Origin of the sequence: Cytobacillus oceanisediminis 2691 (genome assembly GCF_000294775.2) — a bacterium.
In the GTDB taxonomy this organism is placed as follows: domain Bacteria; phylum Bacillota; class Bacilli; order Bacillales; family Cytobacillaceae; genus Cytobacillus; species Cytobacillus pseudoceanisediminis.
This window is the reverse complement of record NZ_CP015506.1, coordinates 392,398-413,098: the sequence shown is the minus strand read 5'-3', so window position 1 is coordinate 413,098 and position 20,701 is coordinate 392,398. Positions and strand designations below refer to the sequence as shown.

The 20,701-nt window shown below is 43.4% G+C and carries 17 protein-coding genes; 6 read left to right on the top strand and 11 right to left on the bottom strand.

What is annotated here, in order from left to right; genetic code table 11:
- The first annotated feature begins 201 nt into the window (after nucleotides 1-201).
- The 4 genes from A361_RS31335 (at nucleotide 202) to A361_RS02125 (ending at nucleotide 4,378) form a co-directional block, all read left to right on the top strand.
- On the top strand, nucleotides 202-1,647 hold the full coding sequence (locus A361_RS31335; protein ID WP_019380100.1) for a TerD family protein: 1,446 nt from the start codon (nucleotides 202-204) through the stop codon (nucleotides 1,645-1,647).
- Between the two features lie 186 nt (nucleotides 1,648-1,833).
- Nucleotides 1,834-2,652 (top strand): MBL fold metallo-hydrolase, encoded by an 819-nt coding sequence (locus tag A361_RS02135; protein WP_236888043.1) that lies wholly within the window; start codon nucleotides 1,834-1,836, stop codon nucleotides 2,650-2,652.
- A 239-nt stretch (nucleotides 2,653-2,891) separates the two neighbouring features.
- A complete protein-coding gene (locus A361_RS02130; RefSeq protein ID WP_009335932.1) occupies nucleotides 2,892-3,239 on the top strand; it encodes a hypothetical protein in 348 nt (115 codons plus the stop codon).
- A gap of 176 nt (nucleotides 3,240-3,415) precedes the next feature.
- Nucleotides 3,416-4,378, top strand: a complete 963-nt coding sequence (locus A361_RS02125; protein WP_019380102.1) for a D-2-hydroxyacid dehydrogenase — start codon at nucleotides 3,416-3,418, stop codon at nucleotides 4,376-4,378.
- A gap of 29 nt (nucleotides 4,379-4,407) precedes the next feature.
- Here the strand turns inward: A361_RS02125 and A361_RS02120 are convergent, their stop codons facing one another.
- The 5 genes from A361_RS02120 to A361_RS02100 all read right to left on the bottom strand — a co-directional run bounded on the left by A361_RS02120 (nucleotide 4,408) and on the right by A361_RS02100 (nucleotide 8,842).
- Nucleotides 4,408-5,085: a DUF421 domain-containing protein gene (locus tag A361_RS02120; RefSeq protein ID WP_009335934.1), complete on the bottom strand. Its 678-nt coding sequence runs from the start codon at nucleotides 5,083-5,085 to the stop codon at nucleotides 4,408-4,410.
- 114 nt (nucleotides 5,086-5,199) lie between these two features.
- A complete protein-coding gene (locus tag A361_RS02115; protein ID WP_009335935.1) occupies nucleotides 5,200-6,168 on the bottom strand; it encodes a DMT family transporter in 969 nt (322 codons plus the stop codon).
- 186 nt (nucleotides 6,169-6,354) lie between these two features.
- Nucleotides 6,355-7,755, bottom strand: a complete 1,401-nt coding sequence (locus A361_RS02110) for a M28 family peptidase (protein ID WP_019380105.1) — start codon at nucleotides 7,753-7,755, stop codon at nucleotides 6,355-6,357.
- A gap of 203 nt (nucleotides 7,756-7,958) precedes the next feature.
- Nucleotides 7,959-8,519 (bottom strand): FAD-dependent oxidoreductase, encoded by a 561-nt coding sequence (locus A361_RS02105; RefSeq protein WP_009335937.1) that lies wholly within the window; start codon nucleotides 8,517-8,519, stop codon nucleotides 7,959-7,961.
- A 92-nt stretch (nucleotides 8,520-8,611) separates the two neighbouring features.
- Nucleotides 8,612-8,842, bottom strand: a complete 231-nt coding sequence (locus A361_RS02100) for an excisionase family DNA-binding protein (RefSeq protein ID WP_009335938.1) — start codon at nucleotides 8,840-8,842, stop codon at nucleotides 8,612-8,614.
- 206 nt (nucleotides 8,843-9,048) lie between these two features.
- Here A361_RS02100 and A361_RS02095 point away from each other — a divergent pair, with 206 nt between their 5' ends.
- Nucleotides 9,049-10,707 carry a PAS domain-containing sensor histidine kinase gene (locus tag A361_RS02095; RefSeq protein ID WP_009335939.1) on the top strand — a complete coding sequence of 553 codons (1,659 nt, stop codon included), beginning with the start codon at nucleotides 9,049-9,051 and terminating at the stop codon, nucleotides 10,705-10,707.
- Nucleotides 10,708-10,766: 59 nt separating this feature from the next.
- On the opposite strand, the gene A361_RS02090 is transcribed toward A361_RS02095, so the two are convergent.
- The 3 genes from A361_RS02090 to A361_RS02080 all read right to left on the bottom strand — a co-directional run bounded on the left by A361_RS02090 (nucleotide 10,767) and on the right by A361_RS02080 (nucleotide 14,074).
- Nucleotides 10,767-11,933 (bottom strand): toxic anion resistance protein, encoded by a 1,167-nt coding sequence (locus A361_RS02090; protein ID WP_019380106.1) that lies wholly within the window; start codon nucleotides 11,931-11,933, stop codon nucleotides 10,767-10,769.
- A complete protein-coding gene (locus A361_RS02085) occupies nucleotides 11,930-12,586 on the bottom strand; it encodes a 5-bromo-4-chloroindolyl phosphate hydrolysis family protein (RefSeq protein WP_009335941.1) in 657 nt (218 codons plus the stop codon). Before A361_RS02085 ends, A361_RS02090 begins: the two co-directional genes overlap by 4 nt.
- A 384-nt stretch (nucleotides 12,587-12,970) precedes the next feature.
- Entirely contained in the window at nucleotides 12,971-14,074 is a 1,104-nt protein-coding gene (locus A361_RS02080) for an SH3 domain-containing protein (protein ID WP_019380107.1), read from the bottom strand.
- A 287-nt stretch (nucleotides 14,075-14,361) separates the two neighbouring features.
- On the opposite strand from A361_RS02080, the gene A361_RS02075 reads away from it, so the two are divergent.
- The gene (locus tag A361_RS02075; protein ID WP_019380108.1) at nucleotides 14,362-16,278 is read left to right on the top strand and encodes an alkaline phosphatase family protein; all 1,917 of its coding nucleotides are present in this window, start codon (nucleotides 14,362-14,364) and stop codon (nucleotides 16,276-16,278) included.
- 83 nt (nucleotides 16,279-16,361) lie between these two features.
- Here the strand turns inward: A361_RS02075 and A361_RS02070 are convergent, their stop codons facing one another.
- The 3 genes from A361_RS02070 to A361_RS02060 form a co-directional block, all read right to left on the bottom strand.
- Nucleotides 16,362-17,825: a PAS domain-containing sensor histidine kinase gene (locus A361_RS02070; protein ID WP_009335944.1), complete on the bottom strand. Its 1,464-nt coding sequence runs from the start codon at nucleotides 17,823-17,825 to the stop codon at nucleotides 16,362-16,364.
- A gap of 105 nt (nucleotides 17,826-17,930) precedes the next feature.
- Nucleotides 17,931-19,310, bottom strand: coding sequence for a 23S rRNA (uracil(1939)-C(5))-methyltransferase RlmD (rlmD, locus tag A361_RS02065; RefSeq protein ID WP_019380109.1), 1,380 nt, complete (start codon nucleotides 19,308-19,310; stop codon nucleotides 17,931-17,933).
- Between the two features lie 296 nt (nucleotides 19,311-19,606).
- Complete coding sequence (locus A361_RS02060; protein ID WP_009335946.1) at nucleotides 19,607-20,542, bottom strand: diacylglycerol kinase; 936 nt, start codon at nucleotides 20,540-20,542, stop codon at nucleotides 19,607-19,609.
- Between the last annotated feature and the right edge of the window lie 159 nt (nucleotides 20,543-20,701).

Below are 20,701 nucleotides of genomic sequence, written 5' to 3'. Positions count from 1 at the left end.
AATGTGGAGGGGACGACAAGCATAAGACGAGCCCTGCAAGAAGGTGTTCTTCCCTTCTGGAACGGATTGGCTAGTCTTTCGTCCCTAGGAGCCGCAACTAGACAGGCTTGTGACCTCGAGGGGGTAGGCGCTGGAGCTAGACAGTTTTTAAAGTACAAAGTTTTTAATTCTAAGTATAAAAACAAATTAGGAGTGAAATCTGTGGGAGTTCGATTGAGCAAGGGACAAAAAGTAGATTTGACCAAAACCAATCCTGGTTTGCAGGTTGTGATGGCAGGATTGGGCTGGGATGTCAGCCATAATCAATCGCAATATGACCTGGACGCTTCAGCCTTTTTAACAGGTGCATCCGGCAAAGTGCAAAGTGATAGTGACTTTGTGTTTTATAATAATCCATCCGGCGGAAACGGATCCATCCTTTACAGCAGTGATAATAGAACTGGGGCAGGTGCCGGGGATGATGAGCAAATCCGCATTGAGTTACATAAGGTGCCGCAGCATATCCATCGAATTGCTTTTACTATTACCATTCATGATGCCCAGATGAAAGGACAGAGCTTTGGACAAGTTTCCAATGCTTATGTGAGAATTTTTAATGCCATGACAAATGAAGAGCTTCTCCGCTTCGACCTTGGGCGCGATTTTACTGTTGAAACAGCAATCGTCGCTGCAGAGCTTTACCGTCACAATGGCGAGTGGAAATTCAATGCTATTGCAAGTGGATTCCAGGGTGGATTAGCTGCCCTTTGCCGCAACTTCGGTGTTTCCGTAGATGATGAGCCTGCTCCAAGTCAGCAGCACTCATTCAGCCAGGGTCAATATCAGCAGCCAGCTCAAGGATTCAGTCCTCAACAAAACCAGCAGCAATATAGCCAGCAGGCACAATCAGGATACAGCTCACCGTCCTTTGGCCAGCCTGCCTACAATCAGACTTCTTATAACACGCTACCTTCGCAGCCATCATTTGGCGGGCAGACAGGTATTGGGCAGCCGGTCCAGGCTCAATCCTATACAGATGGAAATATCGCCTGCACCCGCTGCGGATCCACTAACATCCGGACCGGCCAAAAAGGATTTGGCCTTGGAAAAGCGGCGATTGGAGGACTCATCCTTGGGCCTGTAGGACTTCTTGGCGGCTTTATCGGAAAAAACCAGCTGAAGCTCACCTGTAATTCCTGCGGTAATTCATGGTCACCTAATCAGACGGATTACGCACAATGGGCCAATGACCAAAAGCGCCGTGCCCAGGAGCTGTTTACACGATTCAAGAGCCAGGATGTCCTGGACGCCGTTGTAGCTTCATGCGCCCTTGTCGGCATGGCTGATGGCAGGCTTGATCCAACTGAACGTCAAAAGATGGTCGAGTTTGTAAACAGCAGCCAGGAATTAAAAGTGTTTGATACACAAAAAGTGATACAGCAATTCAATATGTTCGTACAGCGGATTGAAATGGACCCGATCATCGGGCGGGCCGAAGCCTTTAAAGCAGTTGGCCGGGTAAGAAATAAGCCTGAGATCGCCCGCCTCGTAGCCCGTTATTGCATCGCGATCGGATATGCCGACGGGAACTTTGATCAAAATGAAAAACAGGCTGTTACAGAGATCTGCATGGAACTCGGTTTAAACCCGCATGAATTTCTATCTTAATATATAATGTACCCAAGCTCTGCCGAATTTCAGGCAGAGCTTTTTTGCATTTATTCCCTACTCCTCCTGAATATGCCGCATACAAAGTTCACATGCGGGTATACTCAAAAAGATAAATGCCCTGTTATTTCTAAAATTACTAAGGAGGTAATATCCTTGAAGGAAAGTTCATCTACTGAACGCTATATGCCCATGACTTCCTCCACGAGCGGAATGATTGTTAATGAAGCGGATGGAGTCTACTGCCTGACAGTTCAGATTGTGAATGTTTGTTTTGTGCGAATATCAGAAAAGCCCGGCGACTGGGTTCTGGTTGACGCAGGCATGCCAAAATCTGCAGAAAAAATTATGGATGCGGCGGAAGAACTCTTTGGAGAGAACGCAAGACCGAAAGCCATTATTCTTACACATGGCCACTTTGACCATGTTGGTGCAATTATTGATTTAGTTGAGCACTGGCAGGTTCCTGTATACGCTCATACACTCGAAATGCCATTCTTAATAGGACAGCAGGATTACCCAAAACCTGACGCGAGTGTTGAAGGCGGACTTGTCGCAAAGATGTCCCCCACTTTTCCGCATGAAGGCATTGATCTCGATACCCATATTCAGCCTTTCCCTGAAGACGGAAATGTTCCCCATATGGAAGGATGGATATGGATTCACACACCAGGTCATACTCCCGGCCATGTTTCCTTATTCAGGGAGTCGGATCGCGTGCTGATTGCAGGTGACGCTTTCGTAACAGTGAAGCAGGAGTCCTTATATAGTGTGCTCACCCAGGAACAGGAAATCAGCGGCCCGCCCCGCTACCTCACAACTGATTGGGATTCTGCCCGGACTTCCGTACAGAAACTTGAAGCCCTTCAGCCAGATGTCGCCATCACCGGTCATGGCATTCCAATGGCTGCTGCTGTATTAAGGGAAAGCCTCACCAAGCTCGTAAATAATTTTGATGAAATTGCCGTTCCTGATCACGGAAAATATGTAGACGGGGAAGGCTAAAAACAAAAGTGTAAGCGCCTCGCTCACCCCTGACACCTCGAGGGGGCAGGCGCTGTGAGCCAGCCGTGAATAAACTTATCCTCAAACTTATTTACACGTTGCGATTTTTTAATTTTCTGGTAAACAATAAAAAAGCGAGGTTCACCAAATCGGGTGGATCTTGCTTTTTTGATGTTTAAAACAATCAAAAAAAGGAAGAGTATAATAAAACGAATTTTAATAGTTCAGGAGGTTCATATATGCATCTTGAAAACTTTACAGGACAAAAAATTCAAATAAAATTCAAGAACTTCCCAAATGATCTCGTCGGCTCCATCACAGGCATTTATCAGCCCGATGAATGGTACCTTGTTAAACTGATCAAAACAGAAAGCATGGGAATATGGGTTGAGAATCCTTGCTTCAAACGCACTATGGTCAAAGAGGAAGACGGTACCGACATCCCAGAAGAACAGCAGAAGGAAGAAGATTGCGTCACCCATTTTCTGATCCGCTGGGATTATATCAGTTCTGTCATTACCTTCCCGGATAAACAGACACTCGGCGTTGATAAGAAAGCAAAATTAATAGGGTTTCAGCCCTCTTAATAGATAATTAAGCCCCCGGGTCCATCGCCCGGGGGCTTTTTCCTTTCGTACCGCTCAACCTCAACAAACTTATTTATCTTATGATAGCTATTTTATTCGAAAAGTTCACATTTATAGTTTTATAGACTATGATATATTTACCGACTTTTCAAAAAATAAAATTTGGAGGAACACACATGTCAAATAGAACCTGTATCGTCACACATGATCTGGAACCCTCACAGATTGATAAAATTAAAGAAATCATCCCCGATTGGGAGCTCATATCCGGAAAAGATTCAGCAAACTGGCACAATGAGCTGAAAGAAGCCGAAGTGATCGCCGGCTGGAAAAAGGAACTAAAAGAGATGGTCCTTGAGGGAAACAGCAATCTTCGCTGGTTCCAGTCCTGGAGTGCCGGGGTCGATTCTCTGCCCCTGGCAGAAATGGAATCACAGGGCATCCAGATTACCAGCGCAAATGGCGTACATGCTAACCCCATTTCAGAAACGATTTTCGCATTAATGCTTGGGCTCACCCGCAAAATCCATACATATGTAAAAAATCAGCAAGCTAAGGTATGGCACCATTCTGGAATGAAGCTTGAAATTCACAATAAAACCATCGGCATGATTGGCACCGGAGCCATCGGGAAGGAAACTGCCAGGATTGCCAAAGCATTCGGTATGAAGGTTATTGGGGTTCGACACTCCGGAAAACCTGAAGAGTATATAGATGAAATGTATACTTCCAGCCAGTTGAACGATGTGCTGCCTCGATGTGACTATGTTGTCGTCACACTTCCGCTTACACAGGAAACACGGCAGCTATTCGGAGCCGAACAGTTTACCCGCATGAAGGACACTGCTTTCTTCATCAATATCGGCCGGGGTGAAATTGTAAAAGAAACAGATTTGATTGCCGCACTGCAGAACGGACAGATTGCCGGTGCAGGGCTGGATGTATTTGAAAAAGAACCGCTTTCTGAAGACAGCCCGCTATGGGAACAGGATAATGTGATCATTACCCCGCATACTGCCGGATCGACGGAATACTATACCAAGCGTGTGATTGAAGATATATTCATTCCTAATTTAAAGGAGTACATAATCAGCGGTAATCCCGGCATTAATCAAGTAGATTATAAAAAGGGATATTAATAAAGAGAGCCTTGCAGCATTCGCAAGGCTCATTTTTTATAAGATACGATATAAAACCCTTCTTCTTCCGACCACTCTGCACAGAAAATATCTTTGATATTATGGTAGCCTTCCGTTTTAATAGACTCCCTCAGCCAATCCCCATCTTTCCCCAGTAATTTAATGCCGTCTTCCACTACTTCTCCTTCATCAATCAGTAAAGTTGAAGGTTTCTTTTCCTTCACCTCAAGTTTCATCAATTCAGGAGTGACAGGCTCTTGTTTTTGGTATTTCATTACACTTAAGCCGCCATTGGTCTCAAGGTAAGCGTATTTAACTTCATTCATGCTGAATATTCCTTTTTGGCGCAGCATTGTTCTCAGCTGTTCCATTTCAAGATGGTTTTTCTCCATCTCCTTCACATTCAGCTTGCCATCCTTGACAAGGACCGACTCCCTTCCCTTTAAAATCGCCCTGAATATATTTTTCTTTTTTGCCAGAATTTCAATAATGTAAATAAATGCTCCCCACAATAAAGCCGAATAGATCACCTGCAGCGTTGTTATTTTTTCATCATAAATGGTTTCCTCAATAATCCCTCCAAGAACAACCGCATAAACAAAATCAAACGGAGTTACCTGTGAAAGCTCCTTCTTTCCAAGAATTCGGGTAACAGCTAACAAGGCAACTAGCCCAACAGCCATTTTTACTGTTATTGATAAATACATCAATGCTCCTCCTCTCTCTATATCCTCTCTATTCCCCTTACCAGACTTCGAATACACCTTTTCTCCTATTCCACTTTTTGCAAAAAAAAGTGATCCCTATGTCAAGAGACCACTTTACATATACTGGCTATTTTCTTTTCTCCGCTTCCTGAATACTAATTCCTCCAATGCTCCGGATCCTGAAATGACACCTCCCACAATAAGAACCAGCCCGAGCATATGGTTTATAGTAATTACTTCACCAAGAATGAACGCTGAGCCTGCCAATGAGAAAAAGGTATTCAGGTTCAAAAATATACTGGCTTCTGCAGGCCCAATATTACGGATGGCTGTGTTATAAACCATATGGCCGATAGCTGTTGCCAATACGGCAGATGCGGCAAATGCAGCCCAAACATAGGCTGGGGCTTCGGTTATACCCTTAAGTCCGCCGGGTTCCATTATGCTGGCCATTACAAAAAGGATCACCCCTCCAAAAATCAGCATATAGCCTGTCAGCAATCGCGGATCAAGCGTTTTCGAAGCCTTGCTGATTACAATGAAGCTAAGAGCCTGTGAAAGAATGGACAGGAACACAAAGAAATCTCCTGGAGTTAAGCTCGATATCCCTTTATTTCCTGAAAGGACAATAAAGGTCACGCCTGCACCCCCAAGCAGAAAACCCAGAACCTGGATGCCTGTAGGCTTATTGCGCAGCAGAATGGAAGACAGTATGGCTGTTAAGAGCGGACCTGCACCTAGAATAAGCCCCCCATTCACCGCACTTGTTCCCGTTAAGCCTATAGCCAGAAAAAGATGGTGGCTGACAACACTTAAAAGGCCGCCAAATACAATGTACGAGATTTCCTTCCGGCTCGGCTTTCTTACTTTCCCCATTATGCTTAATATCAAAAATACGGTTATACCCGCAGTTAGTATTCGCAAAGAAGTAATCGAAACCGGAGGAAAATAACTGACAAGAATTTTTATAATGCTCACATTCAATCCCCATAAAGCCATGATGGAAATGAGGAGAATGTATGTTTTTATGTTTTTCACATCGATCCTTCTTTCCAGAAAATCCAAGTTCATAATTTGTATCATTTTATCATATTTCAAATGGGAAGATGACTTTTTAAGGCTTTAAATATGAAAGTGATGGCATGAAAAACACCCATCTGGACTGTTGGCATACCAGGGTTTTTCGGTGGATGAACAACCGTGAAAAGCGCAAAGCAGCTGTATAATAGCAAGAGCAGCCTCCCATCAAAGGAACGGCTGCTCTTCTGCTTATTTTACATCTAACTCGTGAACCATTTCAGGTGCTGCTTTCATTTTATGCTGCTTTTTCGGTTTAGGGCCCATGTTATCAAAACGCGCCTTATCATAAATGGCAGCACCTACAACCTCCGCTACATCCTGAAGCTTTTCTTTGCTGATTTTATCAATTGTGTCTTCTGGAGAGTGGTACCATGGTTCAGTTGGGCTGTGAATGAATAACGCGGCTGCAATGCCTGCTTCGGCAAAAGGCACATGGTCACTTCTGCCTCCCTGGTATACTGGGGTCGGCTCACCGTTCAGCCTTTCACTGGATGCTTGAGAAAGTTCTGTTACAAGATTTTCTTCTCCATCCAAAGTCATCATTACTAAATCGCCTGCATCCTTGCTTCCCACCATATCAAGATTAAAGTTTGCAATGGTTCTGCTGATTTCGTCGTCAGAAAGACTGTCAACATAATGATAAGATCCAATCAATCCCAGCTCTTCTGCACCGAATGTTGCAAAGCGGATCTCCGTATCTGTCGGAATATCCTTGAATACGCGTGCCAGCTCTAATGTCATCGCTGTTCCGGAAGCATCATCATTCGCTCCAGGAGCCCCTGCTACAGAATCATGGTGTGACCCAACCACAATAATGTCATCGTTTGCTTTCTTATTGTTGGTTGGTTTCTTTGTGGCAATCACGTTGTGGGAAACCTTTTCTCCTTCATCCGCACCTTCAATGGATAGGGATGCTGATAAAGTTTCACCGCTCTCCAGCAATGCAAGAATTGCCTCACCTTCTGCTTTTGACAGGGCTAACGCCGGAACATATTCTTCATTATGAGCTCCAAGCGTACCGCTTAATGGACCCTCTGCATTATTAAAAATAACTACTCCGGCAGCCCCTTTTTCTGCTGCATTTAAAACTTTCTCGGCAAAAGAAATGGAACCGCGCTGGATAAGAGCAATTTTGCCTGTGAGATCAACGCCTTCCAGTTCTTCCTGTGTGCCTAGCCCAGCAAATGCCAGCTCCCCGCTCACATCCCCATTGACTGAATAGGTAAAGGATCTTGGCTGCAGTTCTCCTCCATAGCCATCAATAGTCACTTCCATACTGCTCGGAGGAGTATATCCATAAAAAGTGAATGGCTGAATCTCTGTTTCATAGCCATAGGATTCGAATTGGCTTTTAATATACTGAACAGCGTTATACTCCGATTCCGTACCGGCTACACGCGGGGTTTGTGAAAGATAATCAATATTATTATAGATATTCTCTGCATTAATTTGATTGACTACCTTCTTGTCGAATACATTTACAGGCTGAGTCTGTTTAACGTCTGACGGATGTGCAAAAACTGCCTGTGTCCCAATAGCTCCAAAGATAAGAGTCGAAGCTAATGCCACTTTTAAAATTGGTTTTCTCATCTAGTACCTCCAATAGAATAATAGATTCCGCTCATTAAATTTTATAATGTTTCGAAAACTCTTATAAGGGTACAAGATACTAGAGTACAGTAGGTACAATCATCTATATTTTGGGTATATTGTCAATATTAGTAAATATCTAATAGGAAAAATAGACAAAAAAAAGAAGGCTGCCCCACCCCAGGTACGCCTTCTTTCCTTCTTTATTTCATTATATCGTGGTCCACATAGCGCTCGCCGTTCAATTCACTGATTACGTTAATTGCAACTTTTGCACCGTCTCCAGCTGTAATGATTGTATGGACGCTAACTCCTGCAACGGTTCCGGCTGCCCAAATGCCATCGACATTCGTCTTGCCGTCAGCATCTACATCCAGAACCGTTTTAATGCGCGGCTCGGTGCCTGCTTTAGTCTTCAAACCGGCTTTTTCTGCTAAATCAGTAGATACGCCAGCTGCTAAAATCACATGCTTCGCTGAGTACGATTTTTCTCCTGCTGTTATTGTAAAACTTCCTTCAGCTTTTTCAATGTTATCAACAGTTCCTTCTGCGATCTCTGCCCCAAACTTAGCTGCTTGCTTTTTGCCTGTTTCAATCAGTTCCGGTCCAGTAATTTCCATAAGGCCATAATGATTTTCTACCCAGGCACGTTTAGTCATGCTTTTATCATTGTCCACAACCACTACCTTCTTGCCCGCTTTTGCAGCAAATAGCGCAGCACTTGCACCAGCAGGGCCTGCACCTACAATTAAGATATCAAACATCCATACTTCCTCCTTCAACACATTATTTACTTATATGTTATCTAATTTAATAATAATTGTAAAATAATGTGATTTCAGGAAAATTATCCAATTTAATCTTCATCTTTGATATCCCGATCCTCCGGTATCGGCTCATTTAGTATTTCTTCCACCAGCTCCCTGTATTTTTCAACCTGCTTTATATGGGCACTAAATTGTTCCTTATATATTAAATACTGTTCTCCATCATAAATGGCGCGTATTTTCTTTTGCTGAATCAAGCTTTCTACATATGACTCAGGGTAAGATAAATATTCTGCGGTTTCTTTAATGGTAAGATACATGCTTGTTCTTCCCTTTCTAATTCCCTTATAATATGGTTTTACTATTTTCTAGGCACTAGAAGACTCTACTAAAATCATATAGAATAGAAACTGTAAATAATTTGTATATGCAACTTATATTCTTTTATTATACAGCGAAAAAATACTATTTGACTGAATTCCAGCTCTTTTTTCAGCCAGATAGAGAACAGGAGAAATATAAGCTAATGAATAAAAAATGGTTATTGGGCTTATATGTGATCATCAGCCTTATTTGGGTATTCGGAACGAACTACCTTTTGCATATGCTGGAGCCCTCTTCTCTTGTCAGCTTCCTTTTTAGAGCAAAAGAGTTTCTGTACATTATCGTTACAGGCTGGCTGCTCTATTATTTTATTGGCAAAAGAGATGAGCTTATTGCCTCAAGGGAAGATGAAAAACGTCTTTCCACTTTAATTAACTCCATGGTGGATTTTGTCAATTTCAAAGACGGCCATGGCCGCTGGATCGAGTCCAATGAATTTGGACTCAAATTGTTCAATCTTGAAAATGTCGATTATAAAGGCAAAAGGGATTCTGAACTGGCCGAGTACACAGATTTTTATGCAGACGCACTGCGCTACTGTGAAACATCAGATGAGGAAGCCTGGAAAAACGGCAAAATTACCCGTCTGGAAGAAGTCATCCCATTGCAGGACGGAACAGAAAAAACGTTTGATACGATTAAGGTACCGCTCTTCCATGCAGATGGAAGCCGTCAGGGTCTCGTCATAATCGGCAGAGATATTACAGAAAGAAAGCATGTGGAAAAGCTTCTTGCCGAAAGCCAGCAGCAATATAAATCCTTGTTTGAATATAATACTGAAATTGTCTTTATGACAGACCTTCATGGCACCATCACGAAAGTAAATCCCCAATTCAAAGCGGTGACAGGATACAGTCCTGATGAGACATTGGGTAAGAGCATTAATGAAATCATACCAGCTCCTTATAAAATGAAGGCCATTAAAGGCTTTAAAGGCATCCTTAAGGATAAACAGCCCAAAACCTGCGAATTTGAGTTCAATCATAAAAATGGCAGCAAGCTCACTATCCAATGCACCGCACTTCCGCTCATTGTGAACGGTCAAATTGCCGGAATCATCGGCTATGGAAAAGATGTGACAAAGCTGCGGCAAGCTGAAGAAAGACTGCGCCGCACCGAAAAGCTTTCTGTGGTTGGAGAGCTGTCTGCCAGTGTGGCGCATGAAATCAGAAATCCGCTGACATCTTTAAAAGGCTTCGTGCAGCTCATGCAGCTGGAAGATGAAAAGCATCAATTCTATTATCAGATCATGCAGGAGGAGCTGGACCGGATCAACCATATTGTCGGCGAGCTGCTGCTCCTTGCCAAGCCTCAGGATATTTGTTTTACAAAAGCGGATGTTCAGAAAATCCTTTTTAATGTCATTTCGCTTTTAAAAACAGAAGCCAGCATGCACAATGTCCAGATCGAATTTCTATTAAAATCGGATGTGTATATGATTGAATGTGAACCAAATCAGCTAAAGCAGCTATTTATTAATATAATAAAAAATGCCATTGAAGCATCAAGTGATGGCGGTAAAGTAACGGTTACGCTGCAGGCGGAAGACCGGCAGCTGACTATCCTGGTTAAGGATAATGGCTGCGGCATGTCGGAAGAACGCCTTAACAGGATTGGTGAACCTTTCTATTCATCCAAGGAGAAAGGAACTGGCCTCGGACTTACAGTCAGTTTCAAAATTGTCCAATCCCATAATGGTTCCATTTATTTCAATAGTAAAAAAGGGAAAGGAACAGAAGCTGTCATCAAGCTGCCAGTAAGAAAAAATACATCTGCCCCTGAGGCTGGATTAACAGTTTAAACAGTAAAGAGCGATGTTCAATCAAACGTTTGATTGAACATCGCTCTTTTTTAACCCTGCTAATTCCCCTTAATCTCCAGCAGCTTCTGCCTCAAATCATTTTCCATATTGGCCAGGTCGTGTTCTGCCTGCCGGCGTTTATGGCGGCCCTCCTCCTGGATTCTAAGGGTTTCTTCAAGAGTGGAAATCAGGTTCTCCTGTGTTTTCTTTAACGTTTCAATGTCGACAAGGCCCCGCTCATTCTCACGTGCTGTTTCAATTGTATTCATTTTCAGCATTTCGGCATTTTTCAAAAGAAGATCATTAGTTGTTTTCGAGACCTTCTTCTGGGCTTCGACAGCATGGCGCTGGCGAAGCAGTGTCAAGGCGATGGCCACCTGGTTTTTCCAAAGCGGGATAGCCGTCATGATGGATGACTGAATTTTTTCAACCAATGCCTGATTGGTATTCTGTATAAGGCGGATCTGCGGTGCGCTTTGAATCGTTATTTCACGGCTAAGCTTCAAGTCATAAAGGCGCTTATCCAGGCGGTCGGCAAACTGCATCATATCGTTCACTTCCTGGAACTTCATCTGGTCATTCGACTCTTCTGCCTTCTTCTTCAGCTCGGGAATCGTCTTTTCATGAAGCTCTTCAAGCTTCAGTTCACCTGCTGCAATATATACATTTAAAGCATGAAAATACTCTTTATTATTTTCGTATAGCTTATCTAACATGACAATGTCGGAAAGAAGTGCATTCTTGCTTCTTTCCAGTTTGACGCTGATGCGGTCAATCTGAGCACCTGTTTTTTGGTATTTGGATAAGACCTCCTGAACAGAGCCGGATATCTTTCCAAACATACGCGCAAAAAAGGTTGATTTCTCCGGCTTCAGCTCATCCGGATTCACATCATTGAATTTCTTCATCAGATCATTGATGATTGTTCCCACTTCACCAACATCTTTTTTCTGAACATGCTCAAGCATTGTATGAGAAAACGTCAGCAGCTTTGATTGAGCCGGTGTTCCGTATGAGATCATCGCCTGGTGATTGGCAGGATCGATTTGCTTTGCAAGCTGATAGGCTTTTTCCCGGTTTTCTTCCGGAATCACATCGATCAGCCTTGTCCGCTTTTCCGATTGCAATGGCGAGGGAGCTGCATCCTGCTTTTCCCCAAAAGGATCTGCCATCAGATCATCCAATAAATTAGTGTTTTTTAACAGGGACGGTTTATCTTCAGTCATTTTAATCTCCTGCTTTCATCATGAATTCTTGAATCTTTTATCTTCTCAATCGAATTCTTGGCAACATCAATTTCAAGATGAAGCTGATCAATATCTTCAGCTATAACCCTGTGAAGATCTTCCTCCACATGATGGGTAAGTGCATCGAGTGTACGTCTGGTCTCCTGGAGGGACTGATCCAGTTCACGGGATTTTCTCGGCTGGGAAGACAGAAAGACATACTTTTCCGCCAGCTCCACTGCGGAATCCAGGTGAGAAAAGTAAAACTTCTCGGCCTGGTAAAAACGTTTCGGCTCACTCCTGGTCAGTCTGTAAATCCTTCTCGTCACCCTCATGAACTCCATGCGCTGCTTCAGCGTCGGGAAATGCCGAATCGAGAACATCGCTTTATGCAAACGGGTTATCTTGCGGCGCGCCTCATCAAGATTTCGCTTAATGTATTGGTATTCCCTTTTCGTCAATCCATGCTTTTTCAAAAAGCGGCGGCGCTGAATCAATCCCCCTGCCCAATAAGTAAGAAGCCCGGCTCCGGCTCCATATATCCCTGACAAAATGAAAGTTTGCCCGAATGCAAAGTAACTAGCCAGCCAAACGCTGACAGACAAAGGAACAGCCGTCAGCAAACGAAAAGCAAATGCTAAAAAGGAATTCATATTTATCGACTCCTACTCATAGTCCTACTTATTTATACGTTATTTATAAACCTAAAGTTTCATCCACAGACATATTTCAGCAAGAAAATCGCGAGCACCTTCGGAACAAGTCAACTCCGCTTGTTCCTGCGAAGAACATCCAAGGAGGCTTTGACTTGGTTCCCACCACCGGACCCCTCAAGGGGGCAGGTGCGAGCTATAAAGCAAAAAAAGGCGTACATCCTTAAATCTATTAAAACACTTTTAAAAAACTTCTCAAGTTATACGATACAAAATAACACGATTGCCAGCCATAGACCACAAAAGTAATCCTTGCTAAGACCTGAGACGTATATTTCCCTGCAAAAAAAGCACCTGCGGAAATTTCCCGCAGATGCTTTCTAGCTATTTTACAGCCAATGCACGCTTGCCCATGGCATCGTAGATCTTAATGAACTTCTCCTTAGGCATTTTCACATCTTTCTGAACTGCTTCACTGTCATTAAAGTAAACATAATCTGCATCCACACCGGTTACGACAATGCAGTGCAATGGTGTCGGTGCACTGATCGTTTTGCCGGCAGGCGTTTTCCAGCTTCTATTATTCGGCATTTCATGGCTGATTGTAAACCATGCCAAAACAGGATTACCCTCTGAAACAGCCTTTTCTATTTCTGAAAAATCTTTTCCGGTCAGATTTACACCGCCTGGACGATACTGATCAAGCAGCTTTTTCAGCGGTCCCGGGTTTATCGTATGGCCGTTGCCAAAAGGTGTTCCGACAAACCCGACATCAGGATCCCCCCAGGTTTTAATAGAACCATCCGCATTTCTAACCAGCTTGGTTGAGTCATATGGCATTTCTTTTGCAAGTGTTGTTTTGCTTACATTCACTCCATAAAATTTCAATGCCATGGCAAGAGAAGTTACTTCACATCCGCTTGGCAGCTCCGGCCGCTGGGCAATGAGCGGTACATTGATCCTTGCCTGACGGGGATCACCAGCTGTCACATAATCACCGCTTACATACCCCGTGCTGCCGTTGTAGGAAATTTTATACCAGCCGTTGCTTTCCTTATGTATGACACTTAATAATGTTCCGTTTTTTAAAAGGCCGACACTGCTGTAATTTAATCCCGGACCTTTTCGGACATTTAATGATGTTGCATCCACCCGGTAAAGTTTTTCATTTGTTTTGACGTATTGGCCGCTGACATAGCCTGTTTTTCCATTATAGTTAATTTTATACCAGCCGCTGGCAAGGCGTTCGATTGCTTGTATACTGCTGCCTTGGGGCAGACTGCCGATCCGATCGTAATTTGTTCCGGGGCCTGAACGGACATTCAGACTGGTTGCATCCACTGTGTAAGTATAGGAAGCCGCTTCTGCCACTGCCTCGTTTGAAAAGCCTGGAATTATTGGTGACATGATTCCTCCTGCAAAAATAGCTGCAGCAGCAGTCCCTTTTAATAAAGCTCTTTTTCCATATGAACTTTTTATAATTGCCATATACTTTCCTCCATATCCTTAATTTATTTCTGTCGAATTTTGCAGACTACTCTAAAAATATCGATTCGGAAACTCCCAGTCTACCTTTTTGGGACTGGAAAAATATTATTGATTCTATTGAATCAGCTAATATGGGGGAGTCAGTATATTTGGCATCTGCATATCTTCCTTCTTCCTGCCATTCAATTAAGTGCCCCTAGCAGCAGAAAGACGATTTTTTGTTTATTTATAAGAAATACAGGGAATATGCTCTTGTACCAATTTACTTACACCTTGGAGGAAACATAATGAATAAGTACTATTTTTATATAATTATTTTTTTTATAGGAGCGATTGTATTTCCTTCCTCTGGATATGCAGAGGATCGGGTTGAACAGGAAAACAAGGTTGTGCTGATTTCATTTGATGGAATGAGAAATGACCTGACAAAAGAGTATGTAAAGAAAGGCAAGCTTCCCCACATTAAAGCACTCATGAAGAATGGAGTAGCCGCCAAGGACTCCAAAACCGTAACCCCATCGCTGACCGCCCCATCACATGCGGCAATTGCATCAGGAGCTGCCCCGTCGGAAACCGGCATGGTCAGCAATAAGTGGCAGGATCCCCAAAAAGAATTGGCAAATGGAGAAAGCGCCTTCCATCAGCCGCTCGATAAAAGCCCGCTTTGGGCAGAGGCAAAAAAAAATGGCAAAACAACTGCCACAGTGCTGTTTCCCGGATCAAACCCCAGTGCAGGAACACAGGCTGATTACGCAGTTTATTATGGCGAAACCTGGGCAGAGAGTTCCCTGGATAAGCTTCAGTTCAAAAAAGCAGAGAGCTGGAAGCACAAAGAAAGCAGCTTTAGCCCTTTAAAGGAAGCTATATTGAAGCTGCCATTAAAAAAAGCAAAGAATAAAGAAATTTATATACTGGCTTTAGACACTTCAGATGATGGAAAGACCAACTATAACCGCTTCATTTTTTCGGAAAATCGTTCGGCAGACCCCAAAGATGTCATTGTCAATGCCAACGAATGGGGGTCAATTCCTGTCGAAGCTGATGGCGAATCTGCAGGATTCTGGTTTAAGCTGAAAATTGACCCTGGCCTTGAGAAAGCAAGCATTTACCGGACGGCCGTTACGTCAGCCCTCATTGAAGGTCCCGACGGATTTGAAGAGGAGCTGCTTTCAAAATTCGGCTTTTTTCCCGTTCAGGATGATACAAAGGCCTTTGAAAAAAAGTGGATTACTAGAGAAGAGTACGAAGAAATCAGTTCACGTTTTGTCAGCTGGGCAACTGATGTGTCTCTTTATATTAAAGAAGAATACCAGCCGGATTTGCTGATGTTTTATACACCTCAAATAGATCATGAATCACATCACTTTCTGCTGACAGATCCACGGCAGCCTGGGTATTCAGAGGAAAATTCTCAAAAACATAAAAAATACATTGAATGGGCATACAAGCTTTCCGATAATGTCGTTGGACAGACGATGGATAGCCTTAGCGGAGAAGACCACCTTCTTGTTGTATCCGACCACGGCATGGAGCCAGTTCACACCATCCTTGCCCCAAACACTCTTTTGAAAGAAGCCGGCCTCTTAAAGACAGATAATAAAGGCAAAGTGGATGAGGAGTACTCCAAAGCAATGGCTGTGGCCAGCGGGTCAGCTGCACAAATTTATCTGAATGAGAACCTCACTAAGAAAGAGAAGGAAAAGGCAGCAGACCAAGTAGAGAAACTCTTTAGCGAGTATAAAATCAAGCCGAAATTCCAGACGAAAGTCCTTAAGGGGTATTTAGGTGAAGCAGGTGATTCCATTGTGCAAGGGCAGGTCAGCCATTTTAATCAAGCAGCGAAGCAATTTTTCCATTACCTTTTTAGAAAGGAAGAAAAACCTTATCAAATTGCCTATGGAAATAAAAAAGAGAATAAGCATCCTAACCAGGGAGACATTTTGCTGCTTGGCTCAAGGGGCTATATGATGGGCAGCAGCCTAACAAGCCCCCATATGCCGGCCATTGAACTCGGCAGCCACGGAGGCAATCCTGATCGGAAAGAACTCAGGGCCGTTTTCTTTGCACACGGCCCTTCTTTTAAAAAGGAACACCGGATTAGCTCGATTACCACACTGGATATTGCCCCAACTGTCTATAAGCTGCTGGACATACCAGCTCCGGACTTCTTGGAGGGTGAAGTTCTAAAAGATGCTTTAGATTAAAAATACTGCCTTGCATGTGCTGCAAGGCAGTATTTTATTTTTGAAAATAAAAAACCCACCCCTAAAGAGATGAGCTGTACACACTATATACAATCCAATTCCACCATCACCGTAGTGCCTTTGCCTATAACACTTTCAATGGCCATCAAACCTTGATGCTCCTGAATAATCTTATTGCTGACTGTGAGCCCCAAACCGATTCCTTTATCTTTTGTCGTATAAAAAGGGGTCCCAAGATACTTCAGCATTTCACCATCAATGCCTGCTCCTTCATCTTCAAAAGCAATCCTTACACGTCTGCTCTCTATTCTTTCAGCACTAATATATACATTTCCGCCATTTGGCATAGCTTCAATCGCATTTTTTAAAAAGTTGACAAACACTTGCTTCAGCTGGGGAGGTGAGCATAATAGCATGATATCATTCTCAAAATGATTGAGATGGATTTGAACATTGTGAAGCAGTGCCTGCGGATGAAGTACATTAATCGTACTTTCAAGAATGGACATTAAGCTCCCTTTCTCAAACTCAATTGCCTGGGGTTTTGCCAGGGACATGAACTCATTGACAATGATATCAATCCGATCAAGCTCTTCCATAATAATGGATAAATAATCATCCTGTTTTTCCTGATTAACGCTGGATTGGAGCAGTTTTGAGAAACCTTTTAAAGAGGTCAGCGGATTTCTGATCTCGTGTGCAACCCCTGCTGCAAGCTGTCCGATAATGGAAAGGCGGTCCAAATTACGCAAAGCCGCATCATTATTAACTCTGTCTGTTATGTTTCTGCCTACTGCCACAAATAATTCAATCTCTCCTTTATCGTTTAATATAGGAGAAATGCTTGCCTCAACGAAAACGATTTCGCCATTAATGGTATCCATCTTTGTTTCAAGCAGCTGAGGCTCACCCGTTTCCAGCAGCTTTTGACATACCTTGCTAAACTTTTCTCTCTCTTCCTCAGAGTTTATGACAGTGCCGCAGGTCTTCCCAACAAGCTGCACCGGCGAATAACCCAAAACTTTTCCATGAGATGGGGATGCATAGATCAACGTTTGATCCTTTGTGAATACTTTGATCATATCTGTCGTATTCATCGTAATCAAATCGTACAGTTCCCTGGTTTTTCTTAATTCCCTCTCCATGCTTTTAAACTCTGTCATATCCCGGAAGATAGCCAAAACGGCGATGATTTTGCCCTTGGAATTTCTGAAGGGAGAATACGAAACCGATATATCCAGAACCGAACCATCCTGATGATAGCGCTGTGTGATCACATTGCTGTATACTTTCCCAAGCTTGACCAGTTTTATAATCTCCTTCACTTCTTCAGGGTTCTGAAACTCGGTAAACTTTCTGCCAATAACTTGCGCTTCGGTATAGCCAAAAATCACCGTATACATATGATTTACCCTTATAAAACGGTTCTCCATATCAATGATGGCAACCCCATCTGCAGTGCAGTTCAGGAACAAATCGAGTAATTCATCAGGATTGGAATAAATCGACTCACCATCATTGCCAAGTATCGGGAAATCATTGACCAATTAGCTCACCCCATTTAATAACTCTATAAACTATATTTTACAGAATTATAAGAAAAAAAGCAGGGGAATTCTTGAGAGAACCTAAAAAAGCAGCTTCCCAATAGGTCAGCTGCCCTCTTTCCATTCTAATCCAGCGACTGCTTCACAATGCATAGTCTGAGGGAACATGTCCACCGGCTGCACTTCGATTGTCCTGTATCCGCCATCCTCCAGAATACGAAGATCCCTTGCCAGCGTTCCCGGGTTGCAGGATACATAGACGACTTTCTTTGGCTTCATGCTTAAAATGGTTTTCAGCAGAGCTTCATCACAGCCTTTTCGCGGCGGGTCAACGACAAGCACATCTGCGGTGTTCCCCTTTTTATACCAGTCAGGGATTACTTCTTCTGCTTTCCCGACTGCAAATGAAGCATTTGTCATGCCGTTTAAATCAGCATTCCGCTTCGCATCCTCAATGGCTTCCGGCACGATTTCAACGCCGAACACTTCTTTTGCTTTCTGTGCCAGAAAAAGAGAAATGGTGCCAATTCCGCAGTACGCATCGATAACCTGTTCTTCTCCGCTCAAATTCGCATATTCCAGTGCTTTATCATATAAAACTTTCGTTTGCTCCGGGTTCACCTGATAAAAGGAGCGGGCGGAAATCGCAAATTTGATATCGCCAATAAAATCATAGATCACTTCTTCACCCCAGAGGACTCGTGTGACATCTCCCATGATCACATTCGTCTTCCTGGGATTCACATTATGGACGATGGATTTAACACCTTCAATGCTTGATGCAATCTCATCCACAATCCTTTGCTTATGCGGGAGCTCGTTCGTCCTTGTGACAAGGACAATCATCACTTCGCCTGTCACAAGCCCATAGCGCGCCATCACGTGGCGGAGCTCGCCTTTATGCCTGCCTTCATCATAAGCACGGACACCATAGCGTCCGCAAATTTCCTTTACCTTTTGTACAACCTCATCATTTTTTTCCTGCTGGATGAGACATTCCTTCATATCGATGATCTGGTGGGTACGCTGCTGGTAAAATCCGCCGATCAGGCCGCCCTCCTGCTCGCCAATCGGAACCTGCGCTTTATTTCTGTAACGCCAAGGGTCCTTCATGCCGAGAACCGGATGCACCTTGACGCCCTCAAGTTTTCCGATTCTTTCCAGAACATCTCTGACCTGTTTTTCCTTGGCGAGAAGCTGGCCTTCATAGCTCAGGTGCTGCAGCTGACATCCGCCGCACTCCTTATAAATCGGGCAGGGAGCTTCTACTCGGTATGGGCTTCTTTCATATGTCTCGATCAGGCGCCCAAAGCCATATCCCTTATTCACCTTAATCACTTTTACCTTTGCTCTCTCACCGGGAAGCCCATCCGGAACAAATAGAGGATAACCATCCACCTTTGCAACTCCTGCCCCTTCATGGGTCAAATCCTCAAATATAACATCTATATAATCATTTTTTTGAACCGGTAATGTTCTGCTCATCATTTTCTTCCTTTTCAGCTTAATTCCGTGACCTATTTGACTAGACAGATTGTATCACAAAAAAGGGGTGAATACGAAATAGATATGGTGCGGATTTTGAACCTGTATACCCTTTATCATGTCTATTTGAAAAACCCTCCACTCTATTAGCATATTTTCCAGTCTATTTGTAAGCTTACCCTGTCTGTTTGCAGAATCACCCTTCTAATCGCAGTAATACTATTCTAATTGCACCGTTCACAAATTCATGTGTTTTGCAAAATAAAAGCCCGCCCTGTAAGAGGGCGGACTTCCTATTATTCGCGGGAACTTTCCCAATCGGTCGGGCGGTCTTCTTCACGAATCTGATCAATTGGGACAAATACTTCCAAATGCCTGTACAGGTTTACGAATTCAGCAGGAAGCAGGCCGCCAAATTCACCGTCCAGATTGAGCTGGACTTTTTCTTTGGACTGTACTTTGATGCGGTTTGCCTGTGTATAGATGACGTTCGGATCTTTTACATGCTCACCCCGGACAGCCATTGTCGCGATCCGGATAAAATCAGCAAGATTGGTTTTCTTTAATATCAGCAGGGAGAATAGCCCGTCATTTATACAGGAATCCGGCGCCAGCTTTTCAAAACCGCCGACTGAATTTGTCAGGCCGACAAGGAAAAGCATAACTTCACCTTCAAAGATTTTCCCGTCAAACTCGATGCTTACTTCGGTTGAACGGATGGAAGGAAGCATTTCAATTCCCTTTAGATAATAGGCAAGCTGGCCAATCATGGTTTTCAGCTTGCTTGGCACCTCGTAAGTCAGCTCTGTCAGCCTTCCGCCACCAGCAATATTAATAAAATATTTATCATTTATGCGGCCAATATCGACAGGTATGGTATCTCCTTTTACAATGATTTCAGCAGCCGCATCCACATCTCTTGGAATATGGAGCGCACGGGCAAAATCATTGGTTGTGCCCGTTGGAATAATGCCGAGGCGAGGACGGTAATCCTGTTCAGCGAGTCCGTTTACCACCTCGTTAATCGTACCGTCGCCGCCTGCTGCAATAACCAGATCGAAGCGGCGTTCAACAGCTGCCCGTGCAGCTTTAATCGCATCTCCTTCACCTGTGGTGGCATGGCATGAGGTTTCATATCCTGCACTCTCCAGCTTTTGCAGAACCTCTGCTAAATGTCTTTTAAAAATTTCCCGGCCTGAAGTCGGATTATAAATAATTCTTGCTCTTTTCATAGCCATCATCCTATTATTGAAATATCTAAACTTAATCCTTATATATTATTCCATCTTTTTACATCATAGCGAATAGTCCACGGCTTAGCAATTATTCACTGCCATCCGTTTCTATTCTATTCACTTCCCGCTATTTTCACAAGTGGTCAGATGCACAAA

Bases quoted from the DNA above. Each gene is read 5' to 3' on its own strand.
- A361_RS02060 (WP_009335946.1), bottom strand. From the start codon at position 20,542: ATGAAAAGAGCAAGAATTATTTATAATCCGACTTCAGGCCGGGAAATT.
- A361_RS02080 (WP_019380107.1), bottom strand. From the start codon at position 14,074: ATGGCAATTATAAAAAGTTCATATGGAAAAAGAGCTTTATTAAAAGGG.
- A361_RS02135 (WP_236888043.1), top strand. From the start codon at position 1,834: ATGCCCATGACTTCCTCCACGAGCGGAATGATTGTTAATGAAGCGGAT.
- A361_RS02090 (WP_019380106.1), bottom strand. From the start codon at position 11,933: ATGACTGAAGATAAACCGTCCCTGTTAAAAAACACTAATTTATTGGAT.
- A361_RS02110 (WP_019380105.1), bottom strand. From the start codon at position 7,755: ATGAGAAAACCAATTTTAAAAGTGGCATTAGCTTCGACTCTTATCTTT.
- A361_RS02100 (WP_009335938.1), bottom strand. From the start codon at position 8,842: ATGTATCTTACCATTAAAGAAACCGCAGAATATTTATCTTACCCTGAG.
- A361_RS02095 (WP_009335939.1), top strand. From the start codon at position 9,049: ATGAATAAAAAATGGTTATTGGGCTTATATGTGATCATCAGCCTTATT.
- A361_RS02120 (WP_009335934.1), bottom strand. From the start codon at position 5,085: ATGTATTTATCAATAACAGTAAAAATGGCTGTTGGGCTAGTTGCCTTG.
- A361_RS02130 (WP_009335932.1), top strand. From the start codon at position 2,892: ATGCATCTTGAAAACTTTACAGGACAAAAAATTCAAATAAAATTCAAG.
- A361_RS02105 (WP_009335937.1), bottom strand. From the start codon at position 8,519: ATGTTTGATATCTTAATTGTAGGTGCAGGCCCTGCTGGTGCAAGTGCT.
- A361_RS02125 (WP_019380102.1), top strand. From the start codon at position 3,416: ATGTCAAATAGAACCTGTATCGTCACACATGATCTGGAACCCTCACAG.
- A361_RS02085 (WP_009335941.1), bottom strand. From the start codon at position 12,586: ATGAATTCCTTTTTAGCATTTGCTTTTCGTTTGCTGACGGCTGTTCCT.
- rlmD (WP_019380109.1), bottom strand. From the start codon at position 19,310: ATGAGCAGAACATTACCGGTTCAAAAAAATGATTATATAGATGTTATA.
- A361_RS02075 (WP_019380108.1), top strand. From the start codon at position 14,362: ATGAATAAGTACTATTTTTATATAATTATTTTTTTTATAGGAGCGATT.
- A361_RS02115 (WP_009335935.1), bottom strand. From the start codon at position 6,168: ATGATACAAATTATGAACTTGGATTTTCTGGAAAGAAGGATCGATGTG.